The 13,422-nt window shown below is 40.4% G+C and carries 12 protein-coding genes; 2 read left to right on the forward strand and 10 right to left on the reverse strand.

Translation table 11 applies throughout. From position 1 onward, the window contains the following. The first annotated feature begins 56 nt into the window (after nt 1-56). Nucleotides 57-674, forward strand: coding sequence for a transporter permease (locus RVY80_RS01425; protein ID WP_317329355.1), 618 nt, complete (start codon nt 57-59; stop codon nt 672-674). 107 nt (nt 675-781) lie between these two features. Beyond that, nucleotides 782-1,525 carry an RraA family protein gene (locus tag RVY80_RS01430; RefSeq protein ID WP_317329356.1) on the forward strand — a complete coding sequence of 248 codons (744 nt, stop codon included), beginning with the start codon at nt 782-784 and terminating at the stop codon, nt 1,523-1,525. Between the two features lie 148 nt (nt 1,526-1,673). Here RVY80_RS01430 and RVY80_RS01435 read toward each other — a convergent pair whose 3' ends face one another. From RVY80_RS01435 to RVY80_RS01480, 10 genes are all read right to left on the reverse strand, one after another. Then, entirely contained in the window at nt 1,674-3,302 is a 1,629-nt protein-coding gene (locus tag RVY80_RS01435) for a phosphoenolpyruvate carboxykinase (ATP) (RefSeq protein ID WP_317329357.1), read from the reverse strand. A 319-nt stretch (nt 3,303-3,621) separates the two neighbouring features. Continuing rightward, nucleotides 3,622-5,277 carry a DUF438 domain-containing protein gene (locus RVY80_RS01440; RefSeq protein ID WP_317329358.1) on the reverse strand — a complete coding sequence of 552 codons (1,656 nt, stop codon included), beginning with the start codon at nt 5,275-5,277 and terminating at the stop codon, nt 3,622-3,624. A 350-nt stretch (nt 5,278-5,627) separates the two neighbouring features. After that, the gene (locus RVY80_RS01445; RefSeq protein WP_317329359.1) at nt 5,628-6,314 is read right to left on the reverse strand and encodes an energy transducer TonB; all 687 of its coding nucleotides are present in this window, start codon (nt 6,312-6,314) and stop codon (nt 5,628-5,630) included. 102 nt (nt 6,315-6,416) lie between these two features. Beyond that, nucleotides 6,417-7,124: an energy transducer TonB gene (locus RVY80_RS01450; protein ID WP_317329361.1), complete on the reverse strand. Its 708-nt coding sequence runs from the start codon at nt 7,122-7,124 to the stop codon at nt 6,417-6,419. Between the two features lie 11 nt (nt 7,125-7,135). Further along, entirely contained in the window at nt 7,136-7,540 is a 405-nt protein-coding gene (locus RVY80_RS01455; protein WP_317329362.1) for an ExbD/TolR family protein, read from the reverse strand. Further along, the gene (locus RVY80_RS01460) at nt 7,530-8,144 is read right to left on the reverse strand and encodes a MotA/TolQ/ExbB proton channel family protein (RefSeq protein WP_317329363.1); all 615 of its coding nucleotides are present in this window, start codon (nt 8,142-8,144) and stop codon (nt 7,530-7,532) included. Before RVY80_RS01460 ends, RVY80_RS01455 begins: the two co-directional genes overlap by 11 nt. Before the next feature lie 72 nt (nt 8,145-8,216). After that, a complete protein-coding gene (locus tag RVY80_RS01465) occupies nt 8,217-10,097 on the reverse strand; it encodes a TonB-dependent receptor plug domain-containing protein (protein ID WP_317329364.1) in 1,881 nt (626 codons plus the stop codon). A 224-nt stretch (nt 10,098-10,321) separates the two neighbouring features. Continuing rightward, nucleotides 10,322-11,350 carry an ABC transporter substrate-binding protein gene (locus tag RVY80_RS01470; protein WP_317329366.1) on the reverse strand — a complete coding sequence of 343 codons (1,029 nt, stop codon included), beginning with the start codon at nt 11,348-11,350 and terminating at the stop codon, nt 10,322-10,324. Continuing rightward, entirely contained in the window at nt 11,347-12,246 is a 900-nt protein-coding gene (locus RVY80_RS01475; protein ID WP_317329368.1) for an ABC transporter ATP-binding protein, read from the reverse strand. Before RVY80_RS01475 ends, RVY80_RS01470 begins: the two co-directional genes overlap by 4 nt. Before the next feature lies 1 nt (nt 12,247). Then, entirely contained in the window at nt 12,248-13,273 is a 1,026-nt protein-coding gene (locus RVY80_RS01480) for a FecCD family ABC transporter permease (RefSeq protein ID WP_317329370.1), read from the reverse strand. Between the last annotated feature and the right edge of the window lie 149 nt (nt 13,274-13,422).

Below are 13,422 nucleotides of genomic sequence, written 5' to 3' on the forward strand. Positions count from 1 at the left end.
CCCTTCCATTCTCCAATATATAGGATTCTGATATTAGCTAAAGGAGCGACATTATTATGAGTATGGCAGTATTAACAATCCTATTTCTCGTTGCCGCTATCACTATCGGCTTTTTCAGAAAGCTCAATGTTGGTGTATTGTCCATTATGGCAGCCTTCTTTATGGGCCATATCATGGGGCTTAACGACAAACAAATCATCACTGGATTTAATGGAAACCTATTCTTCACCCTTATTGGTGTAACATTCTTATTTAGTATTTTAAACGTAAATGGCACCATAGAACTTGTGGCAAAACGTAGTGTAAGTATGGTAGGTAAACACAATTGGCTCATTCCTATCGTAATGTTCTTGGTGGGCTATATTTTAACCGCTGTAGGACCTGGATCTATTCCATTACTGGCGATTTTACCAGCCTTTGCCATTCCAGTAGCCATCGCCCGTGGATTCAATCCATTAATGATGGCACTCATTGCTGACTTTGGCGCCTTTGCAGGTCGTATGTCACCTATCACTCCAGAAGGTTTGTTAGTACGTGAATTATTAGCTACTGGTGGCATCAATGATGTGGCTCGAAGAAAGTCGCAAATTATTTGTAGAGTTACTCATTTGGGCTATTATCACGATGGTGATTCTCTCTGTTATGGCTATCACCGGCGTATATCGTGGTATTGAGGCACTCCTCTAAGAATTGCCGAACCCTGTTAAGAACTATATACTAAAAGTAAAAACTGTCATAGACCAGTTAATCTATGGCAGTTTTTGTGAAAGTGAGGTCACCTATGATTACTATTAATCCCAATAAGGCAAGTTTAACAACTACGCAACTAGAAGCACTAAAACCGTTATCCTCTTGCGTACTCAGCGATGCACTAGATGTCGTGCTTGGCCGTTTATCTCCTGCTGAACAACCAGTTCATATAGGCGGTTGTTTACCAGGAGGCATCCAAGAAATTCGTCACTATGACACGCCTATGATTGGTACGGCTACTACAATTTACGCGCCTAATGGCACGAGTCTACCGTTGCACCTTGCGATGGCTACACACGCACAAGATCATATACTCATCATTTCCATTGATGAATGTACCAACGTTGCCTATATGGGCGATATTCAGGCTCTATTATCTGCTCGCAACCATTGTTCTGGCATTGTCATTGACGGCTACATCCGTGATCGCCAAGGTATCGCAGAACTTGATATGCCCGTATTTTCTCGTGGTAGCCTCCCCAAACGTCCTACGAAAGAAGAACTAGGCGGTATTAATGTGCCCATCCAAATTGGGGATACTCATATCAATCCAGGCGACATTATCTTTGGTGACACTGACGGTGTTGTTATCATTCCAGCTACATTACTGGCCCTCGTTATAGATGAAGCCATCAAGAAAGAGGAATCTGATAATAACCGCAAAAATAAAGTCGCTCAATTTAATTTCGCCAATGCTCATACCACTCTTGATTATATAGATATCATGACCAAAGATGTGGCGGATTTTGTGAAAACAAATCAAGATAAACTATAAGTCACCTAGTATACACCTGAGGATGAGAAATACACAATCCGTATTTCCCATCTTTCCTATACGCCACATTTTTACCGCAAAAAAGCTGACCCACAACAGGAGTCAGCTTTTTCTTATTCAGTATCGCTAATCAACGATACCTTTAGTATTACATTAATGTTTTCAATACATCCATTACTTCTTGTGGCAATTCATTTTTCTTACCTTTTAATTCCTCTACATAATCATAGCGGAATTCAAAGGCTTTGTGCAAAGAGTGATGGTATTCACGCACGTCAAATGGTGGTTCAAAACCTTCTACTGGTACGTAATCCAAGTTTTCATAATTGCCAAATTGTTTAAATGCCAATGTACCTTCTACTAACTCTTCTAACAAACCAAGTGTTACTTCTTTAGGGATTTTCTTATCCAAGAAGAAACCTGTATTCATGATATAGCAATCTACACCACATTCGCAGAAAAGTTTTTTGTAGCTTTCATAATCTCGTACCAAAGGATATGTACGGAACGGATTGGCATATGGTTCAATAACCAACGCATTTGGATCCACATTAGCATCAAGTTTTTCAGCAGTAGTACGACGTGTCGCCAATGTAGCGCCCATAGTGGACGCCAAAACAGGGTCATTAATTTTCACCATTGGAGGCAATGTTTGGTCTTTCATCAACCAAATTATAGCATTTACTGGTTCACCCACGTAATTAACGCGGTTGTCTGTCCAGAATTGAGATTTGATAGCACGGCCATTATTGTTACGAACATCCTCAGCCAATACAACCTTATGTCCATTTTCATCCAATGTAACGCCCACATTTTGCAATGTCAATAAGTATTTATTCGCAGGGTGTTCCACTGGATAATCCTGCATTTTGTCGAAATATGTTGGTTCCATCGCAATGGAGGATAAATCGGCAGTGTTAATAATATATGCATCATCATGCAAAACGGAGATGTCGTAACGTCCATCATGTTTTTCATGAGTCAATGTAGATTTACCAGAGCCGGACAATCCAAATACACCGATAGTAAAGCTCTTATCTTCGCCAAGATTATAGCGTTTCATACCACCATGGCAGGCCACATAGCCGTAACGGTTTGCTAAGGACCAACCTAATGTCAATGTCCCTTTTTTGTGCTCCCCAAAATAACGCATGCCTAAAATCATCGCACAGTTATAGGCTGGGTCAAAAATTGCCAAACCACCTGGCATATCAGGCACTACATAATCCGGGTCAGAATAAATATAAATGTCGCCTTCAGGGTATTCTTCACTATTTTTGTAAAATTCAAGCAATCCTGCATGGAAGAATTGGAAGTTCATAATCCAAGAGTACAAAATGGACGCGTGATCTTTTGGAATCATCAAATGCGCTTTAGCAGTGAACTTTTCATCCAAACCAACAATGGTTGTCGCTGCAATCCATTCTTTACCACGGCTATCATATACTGCATCGCGAGCAATACCGCACAATTCCACTTCATCGATACCTTCGTCACCGATAATGTGACGAGCTTTCGCATAACGACCAGTTGTACGGCCATCGTTAGTAACAAGAACTTTTGCATCCTCAGGCAAGCCTTGTTCTACAGGATTATAAACAGGCATGTCCAATTTGATGACACCTGGTTCTTTTATAGCATACTCATAACACTGTGCTACAGATTCCATAACAGTTACATTATTTCCATAAAATGCAGTTTCAATTGTACTACGTAACTTAGAAAATAATGGATTTTGTTTAATTTCGCTTTGATTCCAAACGCGTCTTGTTGACATAATTCCATACCCTCATCTCTATCTTTTTTTACCAGTATCCTTGTAAAAGATCATTACAAATTTGCAAAAAACCTCTATTATTCTTATTTTAGCTTGTAATCGATATTTTGTATACAAGAAACTCCGCATAAACACTATAGTTTCCATGACTATTGGTCATAGGATTGGTAAAAATATTCATGACTATTAGTAATATTTTTCATGAAAGCTAGTCACTATCAACACGCCTTGCTAGGACATAAATTGCCCCACTATAAAAATCCTTGGGACATTTTACATGCCCAAGGATTTTTAATTTAATGAATTAATATAGATTCAATTACTTTCTTTTATTAATAAATGCATCCACATCTTTAATTAATGTATTAAGGTTCAAATCACCACGCTCAGAAATCATTTTCAAAGATGCCACTTTAGACATAACCTTAACCATTGGAGATTTTAACATTTCAAATTTGGGATTGATGGTAATCAAATAATCTACAATATCAGGACTATGTTTGATGAGCTCAGACAATGTTGTGGAGGAAGTAATTTTGAATTCTCCTTTTTGTTCGGTATCATTGCTAGTCTCTTCAGTTTGTTCACTAGCAGCTGTATCAGTAATTTTGGAACTTTCACCAACAAAGGTATCGCCATCCCAAGTCAACAACGTACGGGAGCCCTCAAGGGAACGGATGTGTGTGCAGTCCTGCATCATTTCAAGAACACCTTTGAAGTTGCCATCCTCGTCACGAATCGCTGTGTACAATACGTAGATGAACACCTCTGGTTTATTAATCCAGAATTCAGCTTGACTCTGTTCGCCACTGCGGAATTTTTCGATAATTTCCTCTACTACGTGTACGCTCTTCGCAGGGTGACAATTCTTAACCTCACGACCGATTACGTTGGCGCTACGAGGGAAAATACGATGTTTTGTGTCACTGTAGAATTTAACGAGTTCATTTTCATCCACATAGGACAAGTCTACAGGCATATGTTTGAACAACAAATTGATTTGATCTAGCGTCAATTTACCAGTGGCCACATCAAGTACAGTAGTTTTAGGGTCAAGCGGTGCACCGCCGCCAACGGAACCGCCAGTATATTTACCAAGCAATTGCGCTAAATCTTGAAGGAATTCATTTGGCATACCTGCATTGGCAGCTACGGCACCAGCGTTAGCATTAGCTTGTGCTTGTGCTGCCGCTGCTGTTGTTGCATAAGTTGGTTCATCACCTGTCACACCGTCTACAGTGTACAAAGGTGGTGGCGCAATGATAGCGAAACCAATTTCATGGTCACCTTTACTCATGCGAACGAATTCAGCATCGCTCAAAATTTTAATCGCTGTAGGTAATAATACTTCCAATTCTTTGGAGTACAAATCACGGATTTTATCGATGGTATCAGGCATTGTAGCAAGGAAATCTTCTGTTTGGTCGTCGCGCAAATAACCGAAGGAACGGCTAATAGCATCACGAACACTATCATCAAAGGTCCACATAATACGTGTTGGACGATCAAAACCATGGTCCTCAAGTACTGGGTACAATTGATTTTGCTTACGAGATAAATGGCGGCGCCATTGGTTCAAGGAGTCGAAAATACCAAGCCAAGGATTTTTGATGAAGTTTTCTTGTTTCAACAACTCATCCGCTTCGAGCAATACCTTTTCCATGGCATTGATTTCTTCGATGTAAACCCATAACGGATGGTTCACTGGATATGTATTTTCTGCACGCACCAATACGCCATCGAACAATACCAACAAATCATCCATACGATCAAGGATCTCTTCGTCTTTGTACACGCCTTTCAAACTTTGCTCTGCGAAGGCAAATTCGTCTGGTGTGCATGTACCAAGTTTTTCACGCAAAATTTTATTGCCTTCTTCAACTGTTAAAATACCATCTAAATATTGTTCTTTTACGGATACAATAATTTGGTAACGTTCATTATTAATGTTTAATTCTTGTTTTAATGGATTCATAGTTGCCTCCTGTGTTGATTATCTATTGTCTGTGGTGCTATTAATCAGCAGTTATCTCTTTTCTATGATGTCATTATATCAATTTTTGAAAATTATTTTCAGTAGCTACAGCTACAGATTTTGAATATATTGGATTTTATTGGTAAAAGTTTTGTAAATCAACTTTGACAGCGGACTGGACTAGATGCTAACTGACTCCAACGACTCTATTACCAACTCATTTTGTCCACCTAATTTTTAACTCTCAGACCACATAAACAGAGAGTCTATCCTACTAATAATGCAGAATAGACTCTCTATTTACAATGATGAAAACCAATTTATCTCTACCATGATTTTCACATAACTATTTATTTTGTTGTATTAATACTTGGTACAGAATGATTGATACTAATGTCATAACCTTTTGGGCTAGTTCTGTAATCGATTTCTTCTGCTGCTGTTTCATCAGTATCAGATGTAGTGTCTGTTGCTACAGGCGCCACTTGTACCTCTCCATTTTCGCCAGGCACTATTGGCTCAATATATCGGAATCCATGAACACCACTAGATTCAACAGCTTTACCATCTTTGTAGGCAGGAATAAATATAGATTGATACTCCGCCAATACTACGCGATCATCCATCTCCTCATTGCCAGATGATTGAAGTACTTTTACATTTGTAACGTAACCATTTACACCAACAGTAGTACGCACTTTTGTGTACATTTCTTTGCCCGGTGTCAATCCCAAATCACTTAAATCAGGATAGCCAGACATAGCCATCACTGGACCGTGATTAGGGCCACGATCTTTCGTATACTTGGAATCAATGAGGGGGTTAGATTTTGTTTTATTCTCTTCAGCCAACCGTTTTGCTGCTTGCTTTGGCGTTTCTGTTGGTGCCGTTTGTACAGCTGCACTTAATGTGCGCTGTTGTACATCTACAGGATGTCCATTAGGATATTCTTGGTTAACTGTAACTGCTAGAGATGTTGTAGTGGCGCCAACTGCTAAAACAGTAGCTAACATTAATGTTTTTGTATGCTGTTTCATAATTTATCCTTTCTAATATGTATCTCTATTAATTATATGAGATTATACAATTATTACAAGGAATTACTTACTATTTATTCCTATATGGCTGTATCAATATGATTAATAGCCAAATCCATATCTAAGATTACCCGCAGTTGAGATAGGTACACCATTCTCCATTGCAGGCTTAAAGCTAGCCTGGTATGCGGCTGCAATAGCATATTGATCCAATTCACTATTATCACTAGATACAACTGATACATCTGCAACATTACCACTTTCATCAACTACAACACGTACGGTAACGCTACCCTGAACGCCTCGTTTTTGTAAATCAGCAGGGAATTTAGGTTGTGGCTGACTCAATAACTGAGCGCCATGAGTTTCACCAACTGGTGTTTCCCGTTTTTCATCCTGACCTGGTTGTCCTGGTGTATCAACACCAGTCTCATCTTTACCCGGGCCACCTGGGCCAGTATTCGATGCATCTGATGGAGTATTTGAATTATTCGTCGGCTGATTAGATGTTGGGTTCGTTGGTTGAGTCTTATTAATATCCTTCAGTCCCTCTTCCACAGGAACACCATCTGTCATCTGTTTGACTTGCTCTGGTGTTGGCGGTGTAGGGATCTCCACCTTCTGCGGTTTTGGCGCTGCAATTTTCGGAGATTTTTCAGATTCACCCACTTCTGTGATGAAAGCTAATTCTACTGGTTCTGGTTTAGCGTCAGGCTCTGGAGCTGCATATTGCATATACGCTGCTGCACCGGCAAAAAGTGCAAAGTTAATAAGAAGCGATGCCGCAAAGGATGTTTTCCATTTTGCCATAGGGCACCTCCTTACTTACTTTCAGTAGCAATAGCAATTTTTGTAATATTCATTTGTTTTAATGTATCAAGTACTTGTACGAAACCGCCATATTGAGCCGCTTGGTCAGCACGCAATACAATTGTCAATTCTTGACCTTTTGCTTGTTCGATTTGAAGGTATTTGATCATACCATCCAAATTTGTTTTTGTTGTTTCTACATAAATACTGCCATCAGCGGTTACAGTAATAGGTACCTTTTTCTGAATATCTACCTTCGCAGATTGTGCGATAGGCATATTAATAGGTACGGATTTTTGAACAACCATGGACAACATGCTCATCATAAAGAATACGAGCAAGAAGAAAATGATATCAATCATAGGGATAATCATTAATCTCGGTTTGTTCGTAGTACGTAAACTTCTAAGCTGCATTATTGTCACCTACCAATGCTGTCATGTATACGGCGCCGATTTCTTCCATTTCAGCTACAAGATTATCTTGACGTTGTACTAAGTATGCATGAATAACAAGAGCGATGATCGCTACAATAAGACCAGTTGCCGTAGCGATGAGGGCTTCACCTACACCACCAGTGATAGCGAATGGCTCGCCATCAGAAATGGACAATACGCTAAAGGAACCAATCATACCAGTTACAGTACCAAGCAAGCCGAGCAATGGTGCCAATGTAACGATTGTTTCAAGGTAGTTCAAGTAAGCACGAAGGGATGCTGCGATGGAACCCGCTGCACCTTGTAATGCTTGAGTTTGTTTTTCTACATCATGAGGTTGAGATGCGGCAGTTTTCACTAGTTTAGCGGCTACCCCACCATCTTCTTCACATACATCGCGAAGTTCTTTCCATTGACCAGCCACAACTAATTCAGATACTTTTGTACGCAATGTGTCCATGTCGGATTTTGCTGCGTTGTACGTGCGTACACGTTCTACTAAAATCGTGATAGCAATAATAGAACAGATAAGTAACGGATACATTACTAGGCCGCCTTGATGAAATAACTCCAATACTTGCATTGTGAAACCTCCTACGGTAAAACAAAATCAATCATATCAAAAAACAATTTAAAATCGAAACTAAAGTACAAATTAAAAACTATGGGATACGCCCGCTACAAAGTGACGTTCCGGCATCGCATAGGAGCCTGGAGAACCTGCAAATGCAGATGCACTAGTTTCATAGTGTTCGTTAGTCAAGTTGAATCCTTTTACGTAGAACTTAGTATTTGGAGTCCATTGGTAATTTACATTCATATCCACCAAGAAATAACGGTTGTCTGTGTAACGAGTTGTGGAACGACCAGTTACATATGTAAGGTTCGCAGTTGCATTCCAACGAGATTTATCAAATGTCACACCTAAGGAATAACCATTTGGACGAGTGTTACGTAGGTCTAAATCATCATTAATTTCAATTTTGCTGTAGTCATAACCAGCACGTAAACGCCAGTTATCGTTAACTTTATAGTTAGCGGATAGACTCAAACCTTGACGATCTTCTTCGTCAACATTGTAATAACGAGTTACGCCATTCCAAGCCCAGTTCAAGGCATCTTTCACTTTGGATTTGTATACGCTAGCAGATACATTCAATTTATCATTGATTTTGCTATCTACACCCAATGTAATTGTTCTAGATGTTTCTTGTTCTAAATCTTCATTCCCTTTCATATAAGGAGTGTCTGCATAACGCATTTTCAATGTAGGGTTATTAACAGCTGTGCCATAGGACAAGTATGCATGAGTATCGTTGCTGATACGTTTGTTCAAACCGACATGGTATGTCCAGTCCCCGCCGTAATCGCTATGATGTTCATAACGGCCGCCCATATTGGTGGACCAACCATCGCCTAATTCCCAACGATCTTCCGCAAATACTGCTTTTGTGATAGCAGAACGGTCCATTGTGGAGCCATCATTATTTTCCCATAAATTTTGGTCTTCCCACATAAAACCGCCTACCAAATTATGATTGCCCAACTTCCAGTCTTTTTGACCTTCAAATGTGTAGCCAGTCAAATCATGGCTATATGGTGTACCTGCAAATGGGGATTCAGTTTGGTCATTAATACGAGACAAGCGCAAGAATGTACCTTCACCATTATTTTTTTGGTTGAAAGTATATGTCAAACCAAGGTCAACGATAGTGGAATCAATTTTGGAACCATTACCATAGGATGCACCTGTATCAACATCAGACAAGTAAATACCATAACCATCTTTTGCATGAGTACGAGCAAAATCAAATGTAGCACGGTCATCACCAAAGAAATGATCATAACGGAATGTCATTTCTTCACGGTCTAGATAGCTATCTTGGAATTCGTGAGAGTCGCCTTTTGCATTTTTATAGTCATAATTGTCTCTTTTTTGTTTAGAGTATGTAATCATATAACGATTATCTTCGTCACCACCAGAATGAACAATAGAGCCTAAACGGTGATTCCATGTGCCATATTCAGCTGTCAATGTAGTTTTAGTCTCTGGAGTTGGTGTTTTAGTGATAATGTTGATAACACCAGCCACAGCCTTTTGACCGTACAATGCAGAGTTAGGTCCACGAACCACCTCAATATGGTCCACATTATCCATAGGAATTTGATTCATATCTACTGCATTATCGTTGCCAGATACAGTTAAATGATCAAAATTGATACGACGGCCATTCACCATTACCAATACACGAGTATCGCCATTCAATACTGGGTATGCAGCAGAACCATGATCTACTACGTCAACACCAGCAGCTTGTAACGCTTCGGACATTTCAGTATAGTTACCATCTTCAATAGTCTCATTATTAATAACGGTAATATTCGCAGCTACATCTTTAACGTCTGTTTTTACACGAGTACCGGTTACGATAGTCTCGCCAAATAAAACATCTTCCGCATTTACTACTGTGAAAGTTGGCAATACACTGACCACCAACGCACCCATTACTAAGCCTTTTAACATTGTTTTACGCATTTGTGTCTCCTTACAAAAATACAACACATAATAATTTATGTCTTACACTCTGGCCACAACCAGCCCTGCTCTCTACAGTGAGGATAAAACTATCTATGTTCTATGACCATACATTGTATCAGCATCATTTATCACTGCCGTCCTACAACAATCTTAGGTAACATACTACATATTCTTCCGAGCCACTTGGCCATTATTTTCATCAGAGACTTGTACTTACAAACTTATTCTAGGCCCGTAGCAATCGTTTCTAACGCATCTACTACACGGCCATTCCCATTATTCACTTCTGCAAATGGTACGGGAACAATCTTTTTATTCTGAACGGCACGCATATGCTTGAGATTTACATCCTCTAACAGCGCTTGCGTAGCCACTTCTTTAAACTTTATAGGATCCGCTATATCTGTATATACGACGAACACGATGTAATCTGGGTCATATGCCAAAATGCGTTCTGGCCCTACCGTCATCATATCTGTATCCGTAATATTCTGACCGCCTGCCTTATGTACAATATCATCAATAATATATGGCTTTCCATATACGCTATAACTACTATTGCCATAGGACTGCAGAATTAACACAGATGGTCGCTCAGATTTTCCAGCTACCTTATCGGCCACCGCTTGCACACGGTCCTGTAAACCTTGCTTATACGCCGTTGCTTGTTCCTCTATGTGAAAGATACGTCCCACATCGTCGATAAATGGATATACCGTCGATTCTATGGTTGGTTTACCCTTACGTACCGTTGCCGGCACAATATAGGTTTCCACACCACGACCAAACCAGTTGCGAATATCACCTAGTGAACTTGGTTGAAAGTGATGCGACCAGCCCATAATCAAATCAGGTTTTAAGGCTGTTACTTCTTCCCGAGTTGGCACAAACGGTGCCTCCAATTTTGGGATTCCATCATAAGCAGTCGCTAATTCTGGTGGTTCTGCCCCATAGGGAGCAATTGTGGCAATCACTCGTTCTTGCAGGCCGAGCGTAATTAGTAATTCTGTGGCACCAGGGTAGGTAACAAGAACCCTTTGAGGATTCACATATGGCAAATCAATATCATGACCTTCTCCATCATAATTTTGGACCATCACCGTATTAATATCTTGCTTAGTACTATTGATATCAGATATACCCGTACCATTAGTAAAGCTAAACCACAATATAGCGCCTATTGCACCGTTGGATACTACACCTTGAGATAAATCTGATAATGATTTGATAATCTTTGTTACACCACTCATAGGGACTCCCTATGAGCCACTACATTTGCTGATGCACTCTGGATAGATACACCTGCTGATACACTACTATCGCCATCTATACTAGCGCCTCTGTGAATACTATTCTCAACATGTAACTGTCCATACGCCCTTGGCTCTACACGATAGCGTACAAATGGAATATGATGTTCATCCACCTCAACGCTGGATTCCACCCCATAGACGGTACGTAATGTATCTACCGTCACCACCTCAGCCGGCGTACCCATTTTCTGGATAACCCCATCTTTTAACACGCAGATACGATCACAAAACGCTGCAGCTAGATTCATGTCATGCAGGGCTGCCACGATACCAACACCAAGACCTTTAACAATTTTTAAGAGTTCCAACTGATATTTAATATCCAAATGATTAGTTGGTTCATCGAGGATCAGATACTCTGGCTCCTGCACTAACGCTCTCGCTAGTAAACCGCGTTGTTGTTCACCACCAGACAGCGTGTTAAAGGATCGTTCTCGTGCCTGCCACATCCCAACACGTTCTAACGCCTCGCGAGCCATGTTGTAATCTTCTTCTGTATCATCTTCAAAGCTTTTCTTGTAAGGCGTACGGCCCATTAAAGCAATATCTAACACAGTAAAATCAAAGTCCATACGGTTAAATTGCCCCATAACAGCAATTTTCTGAGCTGCATTCTTCAGATTGATTTCTTTCATCGGCACATTGTCCATGAAAATTTGACCACTCTGTATGGGATTCACACGATATAAATGTTTTAGCAAGGTAGATTTCCCACACCCATTAGGGCCAATGAGTCCCACAAACTCATGACCACCTAAAATCAGAGAGATGTCTTTCAAAATTTGGCGTCCCCCAATACTGAAGGCCAAGTGTTCGATTCTAATTTCTTGCATATTAACCTCCAAAATTTTTGGAATTGCCAAAGAGCAATTTCATAAGTAAAGGAGCACCCATCAAGGCTGTGATAATACCGATTGGCAAATCACCGGATGGCAAAAGCACGCGACTGAGCAAATCAGCAAGTACCAAGAAAATAGCTCCAAACAAAATGACCGCCGGTAATAATTGACGATGTCCGGCCCCCACGAAGGACCGTACCATATGTGGAATTACAAGACCAACGAAACCGATAATACCGCATTGCGAAACTAATACACCGGTTAATAACGCGATCAATGCCATATAAATACGACGTTGTTTTGTCGCATCAATACCCAGTGTTACCGCCGCCTCTTCACCAAGTAGCAATGCATCAAGATTACGAACTTGGGATAGGAAGTAGGCACACATTAGGGCTACTACAAGAACGGGTAAAAACAAACCACTCCATTTCGCGTCCGCCAAAGAACCCATAGTCCAAAATGCAGCACTCTGCATGCCTTCTGCATCAGCAGCCATATAGATAATAAAATTGGAAATGGCTGTACATAATGCACTCACCACAGCACCGGCGAGAATCAAACGAACCGTAGACAATCGCTGACGAATACCGGCTAGTAATAGTACGCCTAAGGTAGCCACAATAGCACCGATGAAAGCACCACTAGCCACCCCCAATGTAATACCATGTACTGTCAGCATGCCCCCTAACAAAATAGCAACGACCGCACCTACGGATGCACCAGATGCGATGCCAAGGATAAATGGTTCTGCCAATGGATTTTGTACCGAAGCTTGCATAACAAGACCAGCTAAGGCCAAGCCGGCTCCAGACACAGCTGCGAGAATCACTCGAGGCGTTCTAATCTCCCAAATAATATCCTGAACTGCTAAGGATACGGTATTAATACTATCCGTATTAATGATTTTGGATTTCAATATATTCCATACATCTATAGGTGCTACCGATACACTCCCAACGCCAATAGCCACAATACTAATTAAATACAATGCAATAATCAAACCCCATCGCACTATCATAGTTTTATTTTTCGTTAGATACATACAAGTCAAGTCCATAATCCTGTGTAAAATACTATACAATGTTTTACCGGTCACTCATTGATTAAACTTAATATATTTTCTTGTAGAACTGAGCCATTCATCATGAAGGTCCATAAGGACAGCTC

Origin of the sequence: Veillonella absiana, from assembly GCF_032970865.1 — a bacterium.
GTDB lineage: Bacteria > Bacillota > Negativicutes > Veillonellales > Veillonellaceae > Veillonella > Veillonella absiana.

Coding starts and splice junctions, on each gene's coding strand:
- RVY80_RS01480 (WP_317329370.1), bottom strand. CDS start 13,273: ATGATAGTGCGATGGGGTTTGATTATTGCATTGTATTTAATTAGTATT.
- RVY80_RS01445 (WP_317329359.1), bottom strand. CDS start 6,314: ATGAAACAGCATACAAAAACATTAATGTTAGCTACTGTTTTAGCAGTT.
- RVY80_RS01460 (WP_317329363.1), bottom strand. CDS start 8,144: ATGCAAGTATTGGAGTTATTTCATCAAGGCGGCCTAGTAATGTATCCG.
- RVY80_RS01440 (WP_317329358.1), bottom strand. CDS start 5,277: ATGAATCCATTAAAACAAGAATTAAACATTAATAATGAACGTTACCAA.
- RVY80_RS01430 (WP_317329356.1), top strand. CDS start 782: ATGATTACTATTAATCCCAATAAGGCAAGTTTAACAACTACGCAACTA.
- RVY80_RS01425 (WP_317329355.1), top strand. CDS start 57: ATGAGTATGGCAGTATTAACAATCCTATTTCTCGTTGCCGCTATCACT.
- RVY80_RS01470 (WP_317329366.1), bottom strand. CDS start 11,350: ATGAGTGGTGTAACAAAGATTATCAAATCATTATCAGATTTATCTCAA.
- RVY80_RS01475 (WP_317329368.1), bottom strand. CDS start 12,246: ATGCAAGAAATTAGAATCGAACACTTGGCCTTCAGTATTGGGGGACGC.
- RVY80_RS01465 (WP_317329364.1), bottom strand. CDS start 10,097: ATGCGTAAAACAATGTTAAAAGGCTTAGTAATGGGTGCGTTGGTGGTC.
- RVY80_RS01450 (WP_317329361.1), bottom strand. CDS start 7,124: ATGGCAAAATGGAAAACATCCTTTGCGGCATCGCTTCTTATTAACTTT.
- RVY80_RS01435 (WP_317329357.1), bottom strand. CDS start 3,302: ATGTCAACAAGACGCGTTTGGAATCAAAGCGAAATTAAACAAAATCCA.
- RVY80_RS01455 (WP_317329362.1), bottom strand. CDS start 7,540: ATGCAGCTTAGAAGTTTACGTACTACGAACAAACCGAGATTAATGATT.